Source organism: Streptomyces sp. NPDC055749 (genome assembly GCF_053617235.1).
Genome location: NZ_JBSHFH010000006.1, coordinates 60,546 through 79,326, shown reverse-complemented (window position 1 = coordinate 79,326; position 18,781 = coordinate 60,546). Strand labels below are relative to the sequence as shown.

Here is an 18,781-nt window from a genome sequence, read left to right as displayed (position 1 = left end):
TTGTTGCGGTATGGGCTCCTCCGGGTCACCCTAATGAGTGACCCAGAAGTGATGACTGCTCACGCTTCGTGTTCGGGGGTCGTTGGTTCAAAAAGGCTGAAGCATGTGGGCCTCGCGGTGAGGAGCCTCGACGATGACCGTTCCACTCGACCGGCACTATCAGGTCGAACTGCACGTATCGGCAGAGCGCGTTTCCCAGCTGCGGCGCATCGTCGCCGCACACCTTCGTCACTGGAGTCTCGACCTGCACGTCCGGCCGGTGTGCCGGGCTGCCGAGGAGCTTCTGACGAACGTCCACCGGCATGTCGGCGACGACAACAAGGCCGTAGTCGAACTCCGCTGGACCGGCCGGCACCTCACGGTGTCCGTGGCCGACAACGGCAAGGAGATGCCGAAGCTGCTCAGCGGCGGTGGCGGCGGCCTCAGCCGCGTCATGGCCCTGAGCGACAGCTGGGGCACCTGCCGGACGGACGAGGGCAAGGTCGTCTGGTTCACCCGCTACGCCCAGGCGCCGCGGAGTACCGAGCTCGTGCCGCACCCGCCGCTGCCCGGCGGACGCGAGGCGCGGGAACTGCCGCTCCCCGAAGTCCGGGAACTGCCTGTACCCGTCCCCGTCCTCGTCCTCGTGTGACGGCGCTGTCGGTGACGACCCGGCCGGCGCGGACCGTGTGCACATCGCACGCATGATCCGCGCCGGCCGGGTACGTGTTTGCCCGGGGGGCGCGTTTGCGCGGTGGAGCGCGGCGCGGCACGGTCGAAGTACCCACGCAAGGAGGCCACTGCCATGCCCATCGCGACGGTCAATCCCGCGAACGGCGAGACGCTCAAGTCATTCGACGCACTGGGGCCGGAGGAGATCGAGCGAAAGCTCGCCACCGCCGACAGCGCGTTCCGCCTGCACCGCACCACCGGCTTCGATACACGGGCCGCGCTGCTGAACCGCGCGGCCGACCTCCTGGACCAGGACCAGGAGGAGATCGCCCGCACCATGACCACCGAAATGGGCAAGCCGGTCAAGGCGGCCCGCGCGGAGGCAGCCAAGTGCGCCAAGGCGATGCGCTGGTACGCGGCCAACGCCGAGCGGCTGCTCGCGGACGAACACCCAGCGGACGCCGAAGTGCGCGACGCCGGTGCCTCCCGGGCCTACGTCCGATGCCGCCCACTGGGTGCCGTGCTCGCCGTCATGCCGTGGAACTTCCCGCTCTGGCAGGTCGTCCGCTTCGCCGCCCCCGCTCTCATGGCGGGCAACGTCGGCCTCCTCAAGCACGCGTCGAACGTCCCGCAGACCGCCCTCTACCTGGAGGATCTCTTCCGAAGGGCCGGATTCCCCGAGGGCTGCTTCCAGACGCTGCTCGTGGGATCGGGAGCCGTCGAGGCGATCCTGCGGGACCCCCGCGTCGCGGCGGCGACGCTCACCGGCAGTGAACCCGCGGGCCGCTCGGTCGCGTCGATCGCGGGCGACGAGGTGAAGAAGACCGTCCTGGAACTGGGCGGCAGCGACCCGTACGTGGTGCTGCCCTCCGCGGACATCGCGAAGGCGGCGGCGACCGCGGTCACCGCCCGGGTGCAGAACAACGGGCAGTCCTGCATCGCCGCCAAGCGGTTCATCGTCCACGCCGACGTGTACGACGAGTTCGCCGAGCGCTTCACCGAGGGCATGCGCGCACTGACCGTCGGGGACCCGGCGCGGGAGAGCACCGACATCGGACCGCTCGCCAGCGAGCAGGGCCGCACCGACCTGGAGGAACTCGTCGACGACGCGGTGGAGCGAGGAGCCACCGCGCTGTGCGGCGGCGCCCGGCCCGAGGGGCTCGGCGGCGGCCTGGACGCCGGCTGGTTCTACACCCCGACCGTCCTGTCCGGCATCACACCCGACATGCGCATCCACCTGGAGGAGACCTTCGGCCCGGTGGCCACGCTCTACCGCGCCGCCGACCTGGACGAGGCCCTGGCACTCGCCAACGACACCCCCTTCGGGCTGAGCTCCAACGTGTGGACGCAGGACCCGGACGAGATGGACCGCTGTGTACGCGATCTGGAGGCGGGCGGCGTCTTCTTCAACGGCATGACGGCCTCGCACCCCGCACTGCCCTTCGGCGGAGTCAAGCGCTCCGGCTACGGGCGGGAGCTGTCCGGCGAGGGCATCCGCGAGTTCTGCAACATCACCACGGTCTGGTACGGCGCCTGACGCCGCGCCACCGCTGTCCGACCGCGAACCCGCGGTCGGACAGATCTGCCTTCCGCCGGGGCGAGCCGGGCCGGTCAGCGCACGGTCACATGCACGACGGGCGAGACCGCGCCGCCACCGACGATCCGCAGCGCGTTGTCGCCCTTGACGCCGAGCAGCACGCGCAGGCTGTACGTGCGGTCGCTGTTGGTGTTCATCGAGGCGGGCAGGGACACCCACCGGGTGCCCTGCTTCTGCTGAAGGGTGACCCGGGTGCCCGCGGGGATCTGCCGGGCCGGTCCGTGGACCCGGAACTCCTGCCAGGCCAGGACGCTGTTCGCGGTCGCCTTCGCGCTCAGTGCGGGATGGGCCGCCTGCTGCCCGGCGCTCGGCGGCGCGGCGTGAGGGGTGGGCGGGTCATCGGACGAGGCCGCAGCCCCGCCCGCGCCCGCGAGCACCGCCGCCGCTGTCAGAACGGCGGCCGTTACGCGCCTGTAGCGATCCATGAATGACTCTCCTCTGTGTGCGGCCCGATCGATGGGATCGGCCGTGGAGCGTCAAACCTAGACATAAGTCGCATAATCATCCGACAGGGACACGCGAGGTCATGCTTCCGCCGGACCTTCGCGCGCCCGTGTTCAGTACCGCAGCGCCGCCGCGATCCGGCCGTACTCGGTGAGGGCGCCGTCGGCCAGGAACACCACTTCGGAGCCGTTGTCGAGGGCCGCCTCGATGAGTTCGTCGACGATGTCCTCGCGCACGTTGCCGCCCGCCCCCTGGGTGGCTCCTGGGGTCACCGGCTCCAGATGGTCCCCGGTGACCTCGACCGTCTCCTGGAAGTGCTCCTCCACCGCCACCAGGCCGGCCCGGCCCTCCCGTACCGCGGCCCACACCTCGTCGAGACCGCCGGCGAACGAGCGGCTGCCGCGCGCGACGTCGAGCCTGCCCTCGATCTCCTCGGCGGTCCGCTTGCGGTGGCTGTCGAGTGCCGGGCGCAGCTCCTTGAGGAGTTCGGCCGGTGTGGTGTCGGCCGGAGCGCCCTTGGTGATCCGGCTTGCCGCGGACCTGGACGCCTCGCCCACCTCGTCCAGCATGGCGAGTGCGGGAGCGAGCCCCACCAGGTACAGGGGGCGGGGATCGGCGGCCAGGAGGGTGCGCAGCTGCTCGTTCACGGTGCGCAGGAACTGGCGGGTGTCCTCGTTGCTGAACGTGCTGGGCGTGTCGCCGATCCGCTCCTCGCGCTGCGGGTTGGGCGCCTCGTGCGGAGCCGTCAGCGGGAACCCGGACCGCTCCTCCTGGTGCACCGCGTCCGTCGTACCGCTCCAGAGCGTGGCGTGCTCCGCGGACACGGTCAGTGCCCAGAACGGCTGCGCCTGGGCCTTGGCGGCGACCAGGTTCCGGGTGAGATAGGTGTCGCTGAGGATCACGCGTTCGGGTGCGGTACGCGGCAGTTGCCAGATCTGGTGCTCGTCGGCGGTGGCGAGGACGACCAGGGCGTCCAGGGTGCGGCGCGGGTCCACCTCGGCGACCGCCCGGTCCAGCTGCTCCTTGACGGCGGCCCGGACCTCACGCGTCACAGCGGGGTCGGCCTCCAGCCGGTTGGACGCCTCCGCCACCAGATTGCGCAGCCGTACGGCGTCCTGGGCGTTCTCCGGTGCGCGGCGGTGGGTCGGCATCGTCAGGGACAGGGCCGGATAGGGCCTCGTGGCCCGCAGGTCCTGCAGCAGGCCGGCGGTCAGGGCGTCCGTATCCATCGTTCCCTCCGAGGGGTTCGTGTCCGAGCTGTAGGTGGTTCAACGAGTCAATTCATATCGTTTGATCCTAATATGAGCGAGTTGGTCGTTCCGTGACTCGGAGGTATATGCGATGTCCACGCTGACCGTGTGGAAGTTCCAGTCGGCGGATGCCGCGGAGAACGTCGAGACGACGCTGTTGTCACTCCAGAAGGAGGGGCTGGTCAAGATCCTCGACGCCGCCGTGGTGAGCTGGCCTGCCGACCGGCCCAAGCCCCGGACGAAGCAGCTGCACAACCTGATGGGTGCCGGTGCGCTGAGCGGGACGTTCTGGGGAATGCTCTTCGGGCTCATCTTCCTGATGCCCCTCCTCGGTGCGGCCATCGGCGCCGCGGCCGGGGCGCTGGGAGGCAAGCTCGCCGACATCGGCATCGACGACGACTTCATCGCCGAGGTCAAACAGAAGGTGACCCCCGGTACTTCGGCGCTCTTCCTCCTCACGATGGACGAGGTGCCCGACCGGATCGGCGACGCGCTCCCCGGGGGCGGCGCCGAACTGCTGCACAGCAACCTGGACACCGAGCGCGAGGCCAAGATCCGCGACATCTTCGGTCACGACGCGGAATGACCCACCGGCCCGCCCCCTCACCGAAGACGGAGTGTCCGTGAAACCGAACCGACCCCGCGCCGCCCGCCTGCTGATCCCCGCGGCGCTCACCGCGGCGATCGTCGCCGGAACCGCGGCCTGCGACAGCGACACCACATCGGAAGGCACGTCCAGCAGCGTTCGTACGCTCACCCCCGAGCCGTCCGAATCGCATGCCGACGACTCGGCGACCCCGCACACCCAGGAGAGCCTTGCGGCGTCCGTATCCGCCGACCTCGAACGGGTCAGGGCCGAGGCCACCGAGGTCCTCGAAGGCGCCGAAGGCCGGGGCAACGCCGTCAAGGACGTGTCGGTGACCGGCAGGCCGATGACCGAGTCCGAGGACTTCCGCAGCGCTCTGGTGCGGGTCACCAACTCCACCGAGGAGGCGGCCTTCTACGCCGTGCGCGTGGAGTTCGTCGACGCGGAGGGGAAGGTCCTCGACTCCGTCGTCCTCGGCTTCGAGGACGCGCCGCCCGGCCGTACCGTCAGCAAACAGGCCAACAGTCGCAAGGCCGCGGGCGTCACCACGTTCCCCCGGATCGCCCAGGCCGAGCGCGGCTGAGGGCCCGGCCCGGGTGAGCGCCACCGACGCGGTAACCGACGCGCTGGGCGAACTGCACAGCCGGTTCGCCGGGGTCCGGGACGGACGTCCGGCCGACTACATCCCTCAGCTGGCCCAGGCCGACCCGGACGCCTTCGGGCTCGCCCTCGTCAGCATGGACGGTCACCGCTACAGCACCGGCGACGCGGACCTCGCCTTCAGCCTCCAGTCCGTCTCCAAACCCTTCGTGTACGCACTGGCCCTGTCCCTGCTCGGCCTGGACGAGGTGGGCCGCTGGGTGAACGCCGAACCCAGCGGAGAGGCGTTCAACGCCATCAGCCTGGAGCCCGGCACGGGCCGGCCCGCCAATGCCATGGTCAACGCGGGCGCCATCGTCACCACCGCGCTGATTCCCGGCCTCCCCGGCGCGGCGCCGTTCGACCGGATCCTGGGGTGCCTCGGCCGGTTCGCCGGACGGGAACTGGACGTGGACGAGGAGGTGTACGCGTCCGAGGCCACGACCGGGGACCGGAACCGGGCCCTCGCCTACCTGATCCGCAGCGCCGGGACTCTCCCCTACGACCCGGTGACGGCGGTGGAGACGTACTTCAGGCAGTGCGCGGTGCGGGCCACCGCCGTCGATCTCGCCACGATGGCGGCGACCCTCGCCCACGGGGGCGTCAACCCGGTCACCGGCGAGGCCGTCGTCACGCCGGCCGTCGCGGCGCAGGTCCTCTCGGTCATGGCCACCTGCGGGATGTACGACGCGTCGGGCGACTGGCTGCTCCGGGTCGGACTGCCGGCCAAGAGCGGGGTGTCGGGCGGCCTGATCGCCGCCGGACCCGCGCGCTTCGGACTCGCCGCGTACAGTCCGCCGCTGGACGCCACCGGCACCTCGGTACGCGGGCACGCGGCGCTCGTCGAACTCTCGCAGCGGTTCGGGCTCCACCTCATGAACAACCCGGCGCTCCCCGGCTCGACCGTCACGCTCGCCACCACGGCCGACGACCTGCCCACCGCTCCCGCGGGGCGGCGTGAGCGTGCCCTGCGGGAGCGGGTGGGCGTCGTCGCGGCGCAGGGCGCGCTCGACTTCACCGCCGCGGAACGCGTGCTGTTCGCGCTGGACGATTCCGGTCCCGAGCGAACCGGGTCGGTCGTGCTCGATCTGCGCGAGGTGACCGGCATCGACAGCGTCGCCCTCGCCATGCTGCACGCGGGCCTGGCCCGGCTGTCGCACGACGGCCGGCGCGCGGCCGTGGTCGACCCCGACGGCCGGCTCGGACCGCCGGGTCTCGCCCGGGAGCGGACCGGCCAGGACCTGCCGCGCTTCGGCTCCCGCGAGGAGGCCGTCGAACGGTGCGCACAGGCCCTCGCGGAGCGCGACTGACCGTCCGTGCGGTCCTGCTACCAGATGGCCTCGACCCATTCGGGGTGGTCGATGAACGGGTTCCGGTTGTGCTGGTACCGGTCGAATATGACGTCGTTGCGGCGCTGTTCGAAGCTGTCCGGCGGGTCCTCCTGACTCCACTGCTTGAGTACGGAGAGCCTGCCGATGTACGGGGCCGAGCCGTTGTTCACGTTCTCGTTCGGTTCGAGGTCGGCGAAGGAGTCGTCGCCCTCGTAGCGCACCGCCATGTAGAGGCTCATGCGGGCGACATCGCCCTTCACGGCGTCACGCGGTTCGAAGGAGTCGCCGTCCGTGTAGTTGCCCGGCGCCTCGCCGAGTTGACTGCCGCCGTTGTCGAAGTCCTTGTTGCCCCGGGTGGAGTTGACCGATACGTCCTCGGGGCGCAGATGGTGGATGTCGGTGCCGGGACCCGTCGCGGTGCCGAAGTCGCCGTGCGACTTGGCCCAGACGTGCTCGCGGTTCCACTGGTCGGCGTCACCGCCGTTCTCGCTCTTCGACTGGGAGCGGCCGGTGTACAGCAGGATCACGTTCGAGGAGTTGGCCGGGTCCTGGTCGGTGTCCTTGAGCGCGTCCCAGACCTGGCTGTAGCTCAGCTTTGTCTGGCTGCTGATGATGGTGTGCAGCGCGGATTCGAGTGCGGGTCCGGTCTTGCCGAGTGCGGCCTGGTAGTACGTGTCGTCGAGGGCCGCGGGCGCCGGAGCCGGGGCGGCCGGCGCGGCGGCGGCGCTGCCGGCGAGCACGGCGACGGAGGCCATGGCCGCCAGCAGTGGACGCGCGTAGACACGGGGGCGAATGGACATGTGGGGTGTCCTCTCCGGAAACGGGGGCACCGCGAGTCCGCTTCTGTGGGGCGCGGTCGCGGTGGTCGTGCGAAGGCTGGTCAGCCGGGAGCTTTCCATACGCACCGTGCGTGGTGTGTGAACGCTGCGTACCTATCATGTGCAGGTCAAGTGGGCATGGGATTTCCCTGTGCGTGCGGGCTCGCGGGCATCGGATGCGGGGACGCCGTTGCGGCGCGAGAATTGCCGCAAGGACGAGGAGGCGGCATGAGCGAAGAGCCCGAATCCGTAACTGTGACCGTGCCGGAAGTTCGGGGGGTGACTCCCGACCGACTGCTCCACAGCGGCGGGAGCGACCATCCGAGCGCCGAGGATCTGGTACTCGCCTCCGGGCGGGATCTCACCCCCGAGAATCTGAAGTGGGCGCGAGGCAGGATCGCCGCGGAAGGCCGGGCGGCGATGGACAAGCGGCTTCCCTAGGAGGGTGCGCCAGACCCCGGCAGGTGAAGGCTGCCGGGGTCCGTTCGGGCGGGCGCCGCCGCCGTGGACGGGGAGCGTGTGGGGCGCGCCCCGGTCACTCGGTTAGCCTGAGTGCAATATGAATCGTTTGACGACGTCACAGGGCGGATTCGACCTCGCCCGCTTCCCCGAGAACCCCCGCGACCCGTTCCGTGCGTGGGACGCCGCCGATGAGTACCTGCTGCGGCAGCTGGAGGGGATCGATGACGCCGCACCGGTCGACCTGTCCGGCACTGTTGCCGTGGTGGGCGACCGCTGGGGCGCCCTGACCACCGTGCTCGCGAAGCACGGCCCCGTACAGATCACCGACTCCTACCTCGCGCAGCGCGCCACCCTGGCGAACCTCGCCCGGAGCGGCGCCGGTGAGGACTCCGTACGACTTCTGTCGGCGCTCGACGCCCCGCCGGAACGGATCGACGTCCTGCTGGTGCGCGTGCCCAAGAGCCTTGCGCTCCTGGAGGACCAGCTGCACCGCCTGGCGCCCGCGGTCCACGCCGGCACCGTCGTCATCGGGACCGGCATGGTCAAGGAGATCCACACCTCCACCCTCAAGCTCTTCGAGCGGATCATCGGGCCGACCCGCACCTCCCTCGCGGTGAAGAAGGCCAGACTGATCTTCTGCACTCCGGACCCGGAGCTGTCCCGTACACCCAGCCCCTGGCCGTACCGCTACGACCTGCCCGCCGACGTCGGTGTCGCCTCCGGGCGCACCGTCACCAACCACGCCGGCATCTTCTGCGCCGAGCGGCTGGACATCGGCACGCGCTTCCTCCTGAACCACATGCCCGCGCGGACCGGCCCGCAGCGGGTCGTCGACCTCGGCTGCGGAAACGGTGTCCTCGGAGTCGCAGCCGCCCTGGCCAACCCGGAGGCCGAGGTCACCTTCGCCGACGAGTCGTACCTGGCGGTCGCCTCAGCCGAGGCGACCTTCCGGGACAACCTCGGTCCGGACGCCCGCGCGGACTTCCTCGTCGGCGACGGACTGACGGGTGTGGAGCGGGGGAGCGTGGACCTCGTACTCAACAACCCGCCGTTCCACTCCCACCAGGCGACCACCGACGCCACGGCCCGCAACATGTTCGTCGGGGCCCGTACCGCGCTGCGGCAGGGCGGCGAACTGTGGGTCGTCGGCAACCGGCACCTCAGCTACCACGTCCAGCTGCGCCGGATCTTCGGCAACTGCACCACCATCGCGGGGGACCCGAAGTTCGTCGTCCTGCGCGCCGTCAAGCGCTGACAGCCGACGGGCGCCACGGCCCTTCCGGATTCTTGCAACACGTTCTACTGTGTGCGCCGCCGCACACGGGCGACGCGACCGCGAGACACCTGGAGGGGCCGTGCACCTCGAATACACGCCTGAGCAGCAGCGGTTGCGCGAGGAACTGCGCACCTACTTCGCCGCGCTGGTACCCGACAACGCCTACGCGCGGTACGCCGAGCCCGCCGCGCAGAAGCGCTTCTACCGCGAGACGGTCCGCCGCCTGGGCGCCGACGGCTGGCTCGGTGTCGGCTGGCCGAAGGAGTACGGCGGACGCGGGCTCTCCCCGATGGAGCAGTTCATCTTCTTCGACGAGGCGGCCCAGGCCGGCGTACCGCTGCCACTGATGGCCCTCAACACCGTCGGCCCCACGATCATGCAGTTCGGCACCGACGCGCAGAAGTCGGACTTCCTGCCGAAGGTCCTGGCCGGCGAGATCGACTTCGCGATCGGCTACAGCGAACCCGAGGCGGGCACCGACCTCGCGGCGCTGAAGACACGGGCCGTGCGCGACGGCGACGACTACGTCGTCAACGGGCAGAAGATCTGGACCACCAACGGTGACACCGCCGACTGGGTATGGCTCGCCGCACGCACGGATCCGGACGCCCCGCCGCACAAGGGCATCACGATGCTGCTCGTGCCGACGAGCGCCCCCGGCTACTCCTGCACGGTGATCAACACCCTGGCCTCGCACGACACCACCGCCAGCTACTACGAGGACATCCGGGTCCCCGTCTCCCACCGCGTCGGCGAGGAGAACAAGGGCTGGCGGCTCATCACCAACCAGCTCAACCACGAACGCGTGACACTCGCCGCCCACGGCACCATGGCCGTACGCGCGCTCCACAACGTCCAGAGCTGGGCCGCGGAAACGAAGCTGACGGACGGCCGCCGGGTCATCGACCTCGGCTGGGTCCGCTCCCGGCTGGCCCGCACACACACCCGCCTGGACGCCATGAAGCTCCTCAACTGGCAGATGGTATCGGCGCTCCAGCACGCCACCCTCACCCCGCACGACGCTTCGGCCGTGAAGGTGTACGGCTCCGAGGCGCGCCGGGACGCCTACGCCTGGCTCATGGAGATCGTCGGCTCGGCGGGCCCGCTCAAGGAGGGCTCGGCGGGCGCCGTCCTGCACGGAGAACTCGAACGCGGCTACCGGTCGGCCGTCATCTTCACCTTCGGCGGCGGTAACAACGAGATCCAGCGGGAGATCATCTCCTGGATCGGGCTGGGGATGCCGCGGGTCAGGCGGTGAGTGCCTGGTGACGGACGAACTCAGGCGAAGTTGACCCGGGCGCGGAGCAGCAGCGGATCGTCCACCATCTGCCAGAGCGGCACGGCGTAGTTCCCGAAGCCGTACCGGCCGCCGAAATGGAGGCCGAGGATGCGGTGGTCGGTGAGGTCGAAGACCGGGGAGCCGCTGTTGCCTCCCAGGGTGGAGCAGTCGTGCTTCATGACAGCCTTGTCCGGCACGAGCTCTGTGGTGGTGCCGGGCTGGAGGCGTTTGACGTTGTAGATGTCCATGAAGATTCTGCGCATCGACTCCGGTTCATTGCGGCGGCCGTCCCAGGCGGGATAGCCGACGCAGTACACCGGACGTCCGGGCAGGCCGGCGGGGGCGTCGGCGGCCACGGCCAGCGGGGAGGGCAGCGCACCGCCGCCGTCGGACGGGGCGACCCGCAGCAGGGCCATGTCGACGTCGCTGTGGATGCCCAGCACTTCGGTGATCCCGTAGGCGGGACCGCCCTCAAGGACGGGGCCGTATCCCGCTGCCATGTCGAGCCGGGCGCTCATGCCCTGCTGGAAGGCCCACCCCGTCCCGTTCCCGCGGGCGAACTCCACCGCGACATGACGGTTCGTCATGATGACATCGGGGCCGACGAGGAAGGCCGTGCCGACCCAGTCCAGGCTGACGTGCCCGTCGACCTCCACCCGGCCGACGCGCGCGATCGACTCCTGGATGGCGGCCCTGTGCCCGTCGAGGACCGCCCAGTCGCCCGTCTGAGAGAGGAAGTCGTGGCCCTGGACGAGGATGGCCGGTCTGCCTTCGAGCAGGACGATGGCCTCCAGGCCGAAGGACTCGTCGTCGCTGATCTCGTCCGCGCGGCCGTCGGCGAGCTTCTCCAGTCCGTCGGCGCCGGCCGACAGCACACGGGAGCGTTCCTCCTGGGCGAACCGGGATATCTGCCCGGCGGCCAGCTCTTCCGGAGGGAGATCCTCCGACGATTCGGGGATCTCCTGCGACACTCCGTCCCGTACCCGCTGTGCGACCTCCCGAAGGTCCGTGAAGACCTGCTGGGGATCGGTCGCCACCGGTGATCTGCTCCGGCTGCGCATGGCGCACTCCTCAGTCGTGTTGGGCCGCTGTGATCTCCGCACGAATGGCAGGGCTGTTGGACTCCAGGTGGCGCATGATGGCGTTCATCTGGGTGCCGACGTTGACGAAGGCCGTGGTCCTGCCCTGGAACTGCACGTTCTCCACGCGCCGCGTGCCCCGGTGGAGGGCCACCACGTTCCAGTCGTCCGTGAAGACGGGCGATCCGGAGGATCCGCCGCGGGTATCGGTGAAGTAGCGCACATCCTTCTCGTCCGCTTCGTAGACGAGGTTGTTGCGCAGGGCGACACGCTTCGGCTGCCCGCCGGGGTGCTGGATGATGTTGACGGCCACGAAGTCGCCCTGGGAGACCGCCAGCGAATCCTTCGACAGCTTCAGCACCGAAAGGGAGGGCTCGGCGGCCAGCCGGAGGATCGCGTAGTCGAGTTCGGCGTCAGAGGCGACGAGATCGCTGATGGTGGCATCCTCCGTGTCGAACTCGTCGCTGTCGAAGCCGAAGCGGGCGCCCGCGTGCAGCGCCTGCATACGCAGGTCCGCGGCCTCGGCCAGAGGCCGCGCCCCGCCGGTGCCGGCCCGGGCGTTGACCACATGGTGGTTGGTGATGAGGAGGTCCGGGGCGATGAGCCATCCCGTACCGGAGTGCGGGAAGCCGTTCGGCTGGAGCGGGGCGCCCCCCTGGAAGGGCGGAACCTTGATACGGGCGACTGACGCGCCGGCCAGGTCGCCGCCTCGCAGGAAGCCGATGGGGACGGTGTCGTCGCGGTGGACGATCTCTTCCTTGATCTCCGGGGCCCGCATCCCGGCCAAGACGTCCGGCTCGCCTCCGGCGCTCCTCGCCACGTCGTCCAGGGCGCGCTGGAGGACGGCGAGCGGCGCGCTCTCGGTGGTCTGGGCGACGGCGTTGCGCAGCCAGATCTCCAACGGCACGGAGCCGTCCACGAGCCGTTCCACCCGGTTCATCGCGTTCAGATCCGAGTGCACCTGCAGTCCGGGCGCGGTCAGCTGCGGCAGCGTGCCGCGGTATCTGGCCATGATGCCCTCGAACAGCAGAGGCCGGACCGAGGGGTCGGCGAGCCCGGTCTCCAGAGCCACGTTCCGCAGCTGGAGGATCCCCTCCGGGGAGAGGTACGCGTTCATGGGGTACCAGGCCGCTGGGGGGCGTTCCCTTCGGTTCCGTGTGGTGAACCGGCCGCCGACGTCATGCCGGTGCGGGGCGTCGTGGGACCGGCGGCTCCCGCGCGCATGGCGGCGGCGACCGCGGCGACGATGTCGCCGCTCTCGTCGGGCATGTCCAGCAGCCGTCCGGCGAGTTCGTCGAGCGCGTCGCGGTCGCGGGCCATGCTCACCAGCCCGGTGATGCTCAGGGGCGCGGCACCGGACTGCGGCCCGGACGTGCCCGCGGCCTCCCGCAGAATCTCCACCAGTGCGCCCAGCAGCCCCGGTTTACGGGAGGCGGCGCGGCGGATCCCCTGCCCGAGGACGTCCAGAGCCTCGTCGTCCGCCGGAAACCCGGCCACCGCCAGTGCGTGGCCGAGTGCCTTGGGATCCTGCGTGTAGATCTGCGAGGCGACAGCGCGTACGAGGTCGGGCTGGTCGGCCAGGACGGCATCGGGCAACATCCGCAGCCGCAGGGCGAGTTCGGTGTCGACATCGGTGTCCGGGACCTCGGCGTCGGAGGCCAGCCGGGCCCGGGCCAGCTGCGCCCCCATCGCTTCGAGATCGTGTCCGAGGCCCACCGCGACGTTCTCCGCGACCCGCAAGTCGCGATCGGCGCTCTTGAGGTCGCCGGCCTGCTCCGCGAGGCTGGCCGAGAGCAGCAGCAGTTCCAGCTGCCGTTCGGCGCATCCCGCCATCTGTGTGGGACCGATGGCGTCCGACGCGGCCTGCCGGGCCTCCTCCCGTCGCCCGAGCCGGTTCAGTGTCTCGGCCAACAGGGAGTGCAGGGGGCTGCACGGCGTCCAGGGCCGGCGCTCCCCGAGGCGGGTGAACGCCGCTTCGGTGAAGCCCTGCGCGAGCAGGTCCTCGACCTCACGCCCGGCGATCCGCTCCCAGTCCTCCTGGTCGGCGCCTGCCATGACCTGCGCGGGAGCGCCCCCACCGAGTTTCGCGGTGAGCAGGCCCGCGGCCCTGGGGCTCATGTCCTGATCCGCTCCGATGAGATACCTCTCGATACCGGGCAGCCACCGCTCCTCCACCGAGCGGGGGTTCTCGCCCAGCCGCAGCCGGTGGTAGATCTCCTCGGCGCGTGCCTCCAACCCGTCCCGGACGGCGTAGTACTCCACGGCGCGCCGTTCGACGGTACGCATCAGGTCGGTACGGTCGCTGCCCGGCAGCCGCAGCATGATGGCACGGACGTCGGCGCGGTGCCGTACGGCCTCGGCTCCGGTCTGCTCCACCAGGTCGAGGCGGGTGAGCTCGTCGAACAGGAGGCGGGCATCGTCCAGGGTCTCCACCCGCAGTCCGCAGGGTTCGGCGAGGACATCCTTGATGATCTGGGGAGTGATGATCCGGAGCACCAGTCCCGGGCGGGCGAGCCGTCGTACATCGTCGTTCGCGATGTGGTGGAGGATGCGGTCGTACAGGATGCCCTGGACCAGCAACTGATCGACACGGCGGAAGAGTTGGTCGCGCCGCTCGGGCAGACTGCCGATCAGTTCGCCCGTCCCGCCGATCTTTCCGCCGGCGAGGGCGAAGGCCCGGGCGGCCAGTCTCAGGCTGAGCGGGTGGCCGCCTACTCTGTCGGCCAACGCCCGTGCCACGTCGGCGTCCTTGACACCGCAGGACATCAGGAGACCGACGGCCGCCGATGGATCGAGGTCACGGAGTTCGATCTCCAGCGATGCCATGGTCTTCGCCGGATGGTCGACGGGCGCACGCCCGGAGACGACGACGCGTAGCCGCGGATAGACCTGCTGGAAGGCGACACAGATCGCCCACATCCTGCCCATCACCGGTGATCCGCTGTACTGCGCCTTCTCGAACGAGTCGATGACCATGACGAACGGCGGGTCCTCCCGTTCCGCCACCGCGACCGCCCGGACCAGAACATCGGCGACCCGCCGGACGAGGTCGGTCTCCCGCCCGGTGGCCAGAAGCTGGAACGCCTGCGACGAACTGCGTCCCATCACCGTCCGGGTGGTGGCGAGCTCGTGCAGCTGGGTCACCCGCTCCTCGCCCTCCCGCTGGCTGAAGGCAGCCTGCTGGCACTCGTCCGCCAGTACGCCCAGCTCGGCGCGGAAAGCGGGGTACTGGACGCCGAGCTGCCGGGCGGCCTCGGCGATGAGGGTGACCGGCTCGTGAATCGAGAGCGTGGGCCGCTCGAAGTCGATGTAGGCGAAAGGGAAACAGGGGGAGTGGTCATGGATGGCATCGAGAAGGAACTTGGCGAGCAGCGTGCTCTTGCCCATGCCACCGGGGCCATGGACGACCAGGGGTGGTACCAGCGCCGGGCGGGCGTCCGCCCGGGGGGTGTGGCCGGCCTGCTCAGGAGCGGTCGCCGCCGCGGGCTCGGCAGGCAGACCGACGTAACCGCGCAGCTCACCGAGTTCGCTCGAGCGCCCCTGGAAGTCTCCGCGCACGAGGCGTTCGAGGGGTTGCAGAAGCCTGGCCTGCTCCATGGCGCGCTGCAGTTCCCCGACGTCCGGAAGTCCGCTCATGCCCGGCACCTGGGAGAGCCACTGCACCGCCTGGAGGGTGTCGGCCAGTTCGGCGGCGGTCCCGTCCGCGGGCTGTGGCGGGCTGCCGGACAGATAGGCCAGGCAGATCCCTTCCGGCCCGGACTCCGTCGGGGACAGGCCGACGTTGCACTCCAGAGCGAGCCGGGCGGCTTCCGGACCGGCGAGTCCGCGCAACGCCTCTACCCGGACATCGGACTTGAGAGTCCACACGGCACTGTCCTCCGTGCCGGTTGCTGTGCAGTCGTCGAGGAGTTCCAGGACCGCGTCGCCGCCCGCGGCCTGCTCCTGGCCGGGCAGCCGGAGCAGCATCGGATCGAAACGGGTGAGCAGACAAGCGGCTTCGCGATAGGCCTTCCGGCTGTCCGAGACCGTGGGGGAGTGGTCCTTGCCGCCCCGCAGCTCCTGGCGCAGCCGGGCGCTGAAGCGCTCCCGCGCCTCAGAGGGTCTGGTAGACACGGATGGCCCCCTCCGCTGCCGTGCACAACTTCCGCATATAGCTTTCGCCGCTCTCGCCGTTCTCCTGCGTGGCCCGGAGCACCTCTTGGACTGCCACGTCCACGAGTTCGTCGATGTCGATGGCGAGTTCGCCGGGCTGCCCGGCGTCGAGGAAGCCGGGAGGTGATTCATGGAAGTACTGGTCGAAGAATTCGCGCAGGTCGGCGGGTCCGGCGACGCGGGCCGTGTCCCAGCACATACTTCCCCTCAGGTCGTACGGGAGCTGGCGCATGGAGGGCCCGTAGCCGAGGAGCACCAGTTGGGGTGCCTGGGCGCCCGATACGGCGACGTGCTCGTAGATGGCGAGGGCGAGTTGTCCGATGAAGTCCCACACATCGGAGCTGGGATCGAGTTTGTCGCAGTCGTCCAGGACCAGCCAGAAGCGGTCCTCGGCGGCTGTCGCCCGGCCGACGACCCGGTGCACGGCGTCGTCGATCGGTGTGTCGTTGAGCGGTGAAATACCCGCGTGGGGGTCGGCCACGAACTCGTCCAGTCGGCGGACTACCTTCTCCGCGGTCGAGGTCTGCGACAGCGTGACGCGCGCCGGGCGGAAACCCCTGTGCTGTGCGATGTGGCGAATGAGGTTGTACGTGTACGACCTGCCGCTCTGCGGATCGCCGTCGACCAGGAGCACGGACATCTCGGGGTCCTCGACGAACTGTCGCAGTGTTCCCCGTAGATCCTTGCGATCGATGAAGACCTCGGTGCCATTCTTGAGGACACAGGTACGGAAATGGTCCTGAGAGGCGTGAATGCGATAGTCCTCGCGCAGCCGTTCCAGGAATTCAAGAGCTTTCGAGATCTCCGGGAGCACGGACAGTCCGTCGATCGTCGTGACGACCTCGACGAGTTTGAGCTGATGGTTGATATCCTTGCGTGAAGAATGCACCAGTGCATGCGCGTTCTCCGCGCTGACGGCCGTCAGTCGCAGTGCGGAAATGAATTCTGCGGAGAATCCGTACTGGGCGAGCCGGACATGAGGGTCGACGGTATCGAGGAGATGTTCCCGGACCCATAGTGTGACCAGGTCCCATTCCGTCTCGGCCAACGGCATAAGACACCTACCCAGCTGCTCCGGGGGAGCATAAGCCTGGATAACTCCTACTCACGATGTTTTCACCTGATTTACGCTTGCGCAAGACGGCCGAGCGCTTGCTGGACAGGCTCCCTGACCTGCGGATTTTCCAGGTACTCGGTGATGCCGTGATGGTTCTTGCTGCTGTTGGTCACCAGGAGGTCCGTCACCCGGTCCGGCGGTGCGTATTCAGGTCGCAGGGTGTGGTCGAGGGCCACCAGATCCCTCAGATCCGATGCATTGCGCCAGGCCAGCACGCGGTTCGGAACCGCCGGCGGTCCCGCCAGGTTGTCCTGAACCTCGGTGATGGCCAGGGGCGATCCGACGGTGACGAACAGTTCAATCTCTCGCGCCTGTTCTGCCAGCACCTCGTACGCGATGATCGTTCCGAGGCTGTGTCCGACCATCAGGACAGGGGCGCCGTCCAGGTCCTCCAGTGCCTCGCCGACCACGTCGCGCATCGCCCGTCCCATTCCGCCGAAGAAGTAGGCGTGGACGTCCTTGAACGTGTGCTTGACGAGGGTCCGGAACACCGCCTTGCGGGCGAATTGGGGCAGCGGAAGCGCCTCGAGCGGAGGTTCGGATCCGATTCCGGTGTCCTCGGCCCCGGCGAGCGTGTCCGCCAGGGACGTCATGTCGCGGAGCCAGCCGGCGAGCTGGTCCTGCGTCCCATCGGTGCCGGGCACTCCCTCGGGCTCGATGGCCCCGGTTTCGGACCGTGCTTCGCCCAGGGTTGCCGCCACGAATTCCTCGGGTGTTTCCAACGCCGGCGGAGCCGCTGATTCCTCGAATCCCTCCGTCCCGCCGTCCAGGGGGTCGGGGCGGAAATCGGGCAAGGGGGATTCGTACCGGAGCGGCGCCCAGTACGCCATGCGTGAGACCTCGGCCATGTCCCTGCCGAAGAGTGCCTTGTCCCATTGGGACTTGAGCAATTCCGGGCGGACTTTGTTCCCGTTTCCGTGGACGTAGATCACCCGGGGTTGCATAGCGCCTCCCATGGCCACACGGACGCTGGTCACTGGTCGCTGGTCACTTTTAGGATCGGCCCGCGGCGGGGTGATCGCCACTCGGTCACCTGCCGCGTACCTGCCCATCGGCCATTCGAACGGCTGCGCACCCCAGCTGCGTCCCGATGAGGCCCGTTCAGGCGGTGGGAGCCCCCGCAGGGTTCAGAAGCCCGCGGGCCACGGAACGCATGCAGGAGACGCCCGTCCCTCAGTCAAAGTCAAGGAGACACCTCATGGCCACCGGCCTCTCCCTTCACGTCGGACTCAACAAGGTCGACCCAGAGAAGTACGGCGGCTGGGACGGTGAGCTCGTCGCCTGCGAGAACGACGCCAACGACATGGCTCGGCTGGCCCGCGCATCCGGATTCGGCGACACGACGCTGCTCACCGCCGACGGCACCGTCAAGAACGTCACCGCCGAACTGCGCAAGGCTGCCAAGAAGCTGACGAGCGGCGACATCCTGTTGCTCACCTACTCCGGCCACGGCGGCCAGGTGCCCAACGCCCTCGGTTCCGACGACGAACCCGACGAGTTCGACGAGACCCTCGTGCTCTTCGACCGTGAGTTCCTCGACGACGAGCTGTACGCGGAGTTCGGTCGGTTCGCCGAAGGCGTCCGGATCCTGACCCTTCTCGACTGCTGCCACAGCGGGAGCGGTATCGAGGTACGGGATGTCCTCAGCCCCGAGGCCATGGAGGCGCAGTTCCAGACCCGTGACCCGAACCTGATCGAGGATGCCTCACGGCTCATGCCGGTTCTCAAGCAGCATGAGATCTACGAACGGGACAAGGACTTCTTCCAGGAGATCCAGCGCGGGCTCGGGGCGGCGAAGCCGCGTGAGAACGGAACGAGTGCGCTGCTCATCTCCGCCTGCCAGGACAACCAGCTCGCTTCCGACGGGCCGGTCAACGGCAAGTTCACCGAGATCCTGCTGAAGGTCTGGGACAACGGGGAGTTCCGCGGCGGCCACCGCGCCTTCCACCGCAACATCCTGCGGCGTATGCCGGCCACGCAGAGTCCGAACTTGCATGTGGCGGGCAGCCCCGGTGATCAGTTCCTGGACCAGAGGCCGTTCACGGTGTGAGCATGCACAAAGCGGAGGCTGGAGCCGCGTCGCCGACTACGCGGCTCCGG

At 69.4% G+C, this 18,781-nt stretch carries 17 protein-coding genes; 9 read left to right on the top strand and 8 right to left on the bottom strand.

The window, feature by feature from the left end:
* The first annotated feature begins 133 nt into the window (after window positions 1–133).
* Together ACWGO0_RS06470 and ACWGO0_RS06465 are read left to right on the top strand one after the other, a co-directional pair.
* Window positions 134–631 carry an ATP-binding protein gene (locus tag ACWGO0_RS06470; protein WP_453528917.1) on the top strand — a complete coding sequence of 166 codons (498 nt, stop codon included), beginning with the start codon at window positions 134–136 and terminating at the stop codon, window positions 629–631.
* Window positions 632–784: 153 nt separating this feature from the next.
* A complete protein-coding gene (locus ACWGO0_RS06465) occupies window positions 785–2,188 on the top strand; it encodes an NADP-dependent succinic semialdehyde dehydrogenase (protein WP_453528914.1) in 1,404 nt (467 codons plus the stop codon).
* A gap of 74 nt (window positions 2,189–2,262) precedes the next feature.
* Here ACWGO0_RS06465 and ACWGO0_RS06460 read toward each other — a convergent pair whose 3' ends face one another.
* On the bottom strand, window positions 2,263–2,673 hold the full coding sequence (locus ACWGO0_RS06460; protein ID WP_453528911.1) for a hypothetical protein: 411 nt from the start codon (window positions 2,671–2,673) through the stop codon (window positions 2,263–2,265).
* A gap of 132 nt (window positions 2,674–2,805) precedes the next feature.
* Entirely contained in the window at window positions 2,806–3,921 is a 1,116-nt protein-coding gene (locus ACWGO0_RS06455; protein ID WP_453528908.1) for a baeRF3 domain-containing protein, read from the bottom strand.
* Window positions 3,922–4,033: 112 nt separating this feature from the next.
* Between ACWGO0_RS06455 and ACWGO0_RS06450 the strand changes: the two genes are divergently transcribed.
* From ACWGO0_RS06450 to glsA, 3 genes are read left to right on the top strand one after another with little or no spacing between them, the layout of a single operon-like run.
* Window positions 4,034–4,528 (top strand): DUF1269 domain-containing protein, encoded by a 495-nt coding sequence (locus tag ACWGO0_RS06450; protein WP_453528905.1) that lies wholly within the window; start codon window positions 4,034–4,036, stop codon window positions 4,526–4,528.
* A gap of 37 nt (window positions 4,529–4,565) precedes the next feature.
* On the top strand, window positions 4,566–5,111 hold the full coding sequence (locus tag ACWGO0_RS06445) for a hypothetical protein (protein ID WP_453528902.1): 546 nt from the start codon (window positions 4,566–4,568) through the stop codon (window positions 5,109–5,111).
* Window positions 5,112–5,124: 13 nt separating this feature from the next.
* On the top strand, window positions 5,125–6,477 hold the full coding sequence (glsA, locus tag ACWGO0_RS06440; protein ID WP_453528899.1) for a glutaminase A: 1,353 nt from the start codon (window positions 5,125–5,127) through the stop codon (window positions 6,475–6,477).
* 17 nt (window positions 6,478–6,494) lie between these two features.
* Here the strand turns inward: glsA and ACWGO0_RS06435 are convergent, their stop codons facing one another.
* Window positions 6,495–7,298, bottom strand: a complete 804-nt coding sequence (locus tag ACWGO0_RS06435; protein WP_453528896.1) for an endonuclease I family protein — start codon at window positions 7,296–7,298, stop codon at window positions 6,495–6,497.
* 246 nt (window positions 7,299–7,544) lie between these two features.
* Here ACWGO0_RS06435 and ACWGO0_RS06430 point away from each other — a divergent pair, with 246 nt between their 5' ends.
* The 3 genes from ACWGO0_RS06430 to ACWGO0_RS06420 all read left to right on the top strand — a co-directional run bounded on the left by ACWGO0_RS06430 (window position 7,545) and on the right by ACWGO0_RS06420 (window position 10,312).
* On the top strand, window positions 7,545–7,757 hold the full coding sequence (locus ACWGO0_RS06430; RefSeq protein WP_453528893.1) for a hypothetical protein: 213 nt from the start codon (window positions 7,545–7,547) through the stop codon (window positions 7,755–7,757).
* Between the two features lie 118 nt (window positions 7,758–7,875).
* Window positions 7,876–9,033: a methyltransferase gene (locus ACWGO0_RS06425; protein ID WP_453528891.1), complete on the top strand. Its 1,158-nt coding sequence runs from the start codon at window positions 7,876–7,878 to the stop codon at window positions 9,031–9,033.
* Between the two features lie 100 nt (window positions 9,034–9,133).
* Window positions 9,134–10,312 (top strand): acyl-CoA dehydrogenase family protein, encoded by a 1,179-nt coding sequence (locus tag ACWGO0_RS06420; RefSeq protein WP_453528888.1) that lies wholly within the window; start codon window positions 9,134–9,136, stop codon window positions 10,310–10,312.
* Window positions 10,313–10,332: 20 nt separating this feature from the next.
* Here the strand turns inward: ACWGO0_RS06420 and ACWGO0_RS06415 are convergent, their stop codons facing one another.
* From ACWGO0_RS06415 to ACWGO0_RS06395, 5 genes are all read right to left on the bottom strand, one after another.
* Window positions 10,333–11,394, bottom strand: a complete 1,062-nt coding sequence (locus tag ACWGO0_RS06415; protein ID WP_453528885.1) for a trypsin-like serine peptidase — start codon at window positions 11,392–11,394, stop codon at window positions 10,333–10,335.
* A 10-nt stretch (window positions 11,395–11,404) separates the two neighbouring features.
* Window positions 11,405–12,529, bottom strand: coding sequence for a trypsin-like peptidase domain-containing protein (locus tag ACWGO0_RS06410; protein WP_453528882.1), 1,125 nt, complete (start codon window positions 12,527–12,529; stop codon window positions 11,405–11,407).
* Complete coding sequence (locus tag ACWGO0_RS06405; RefSeq protein ID WP_453528879.1) at window positions 12,526–15,525, bottom strand: AAA family ATPase; 3,000 nt, start codon at window positions 15,523–15,525, stop codon at window positions 12,526–12,528. Before ACWGO0_RS06405 ends, ACWGO0_RS06410 begins: the two co-directional genes overlap by 4 nt.
* Window positions 15,506–16,612, bottom strand: a complete 1,107-nt coding sequence (locus ACWGO0_RS06400) for a hypothetical protein (RefSeq protein ID WP_453528876.1) — start codon at window positions 16,610–16,612, stop codon at window positions 15,506–15,508. The genes ACWGO0_RS06405 and ACWGO0_RS06400 overlap by 20 nt, the downstream gene beginning before the upstream one ends.
* 77 nt (window positions 16,613–16,689) lie before the next feature.
* Window positions 16,690–17,706: an alpha/beta fold hydrolase gene (locus ACWGO0_RS06395; RefSeq protein WP_453528873.1), complete on the bottom strand. Its 1,017-nt coding sequence runs from the start codon at window positions 17,704–17,706 to the stop codon at window positions 16,690–16,692.
* A 173-nt stretch (window positions 17,707–17,879) separates the two neighbouring features.
* Here ACWGO0_RS06395 and ACWGO0_RS06390 point away from each other — a divergent pair, with 173 nt between their 5' ends.
* Window positions 17,880–18,731 carry a caspase family protein gene (locus tag ACWGO0_RS06390; protein ID WP_453528870.1) on the top strand — a complete coding sequence of 284 codons (852 nt, stop codon included), beginning with the start codon at window positions 17,880–17,882 and terminating at the stop codon, window positions 18,729–18,731.
* Window positions 18,732–18,781 lie beyond the last annotated feature (50 nt).

Excerpts from the sequence above, each read along its gene's own strand:
- ACWGO0_RS06465 (WP_453528914.1), top strand. The coding sequence starts at position 785 with ATGCCCATCGCGACGGTCAATCCCGCGAACGGCGAGACGCTCAAGTCA.
- ACWGO0_RS06430 (WP_453528893.1), top strand. The coding sequence starts at position 7,545 with ATGAGCGAAGAGCCCGAATCCGTAACTGTGACCGTGCCGGAAGTTCGG.
- ACWGO0_RS06435 (WP_453528896.1), bottom strand. The coding sequence starts at position 7,298 with ATGTCCATTCGCCCCCGTGTCTACGCGCGTCCACTGCTGGCGGCCATG.
- ACWGO0_RS06460 (WP_453528911.1), bottom strand. The coding sequence starts at position 2,673 with ATGGATCGCTACAGGCGCGTAACGGCCGCCGTTCTGACAGCGGCGGCG.
- ACWGO0_RS06410 (WP_453528882.1), bottom strand. The coding sequence starts at position 12,529 with ATGAACGCGTACCTCTCCCCGGAGGGGATCCTCCAGCTGCGGAACGTG.
- ACWGO0_RS06425 (WP_453528891.1), top strand. The coding sequence starts at position 7,876 with ATGAATCGTTTGACGACGTCACAGGGCGGATTCGACCTCGCCCGCTTC.
- ACWGO0_RS06450 (WP_453528905.1), top strand. The coding sequence starts at position 4,034 with ATGTCCACGCTGACCGTGTGGAAGTTCCAGTCGGCGGATGCCGCGGAG.
- ACWGO0_RS06390 (WP_453528870.1), top strand. The coding sequence starts at position 17,880 with ATGGCCACCGGCCTCTCCCTTCACGTCGGACTCAACAAGGTCGACCCA.
- ACWGO0_RS06470 (WP_453528917.1), top strand. The coding sequence starts at position 134 with ATGACCGTTCCACTCGACCGGCACTATCAGGTCGAACTGCACGTATCG.
- ACWGO0_RS06455 (WP_453528908.1), bottom strand. The coding sequence starts at position 3,921 with ATGGATACGGACGCCCTGACCGCCGGCCTGCTGCAGGACCTGCGGGCC.
- ACWGO0_RS06415 (WP_453528885.1), bottom strand. The coding sequence starts at position 11,394 with ATGCGCAGCCGGAGCAGATCACCGGTGGCGACCGATCCCCAGCAGGTC.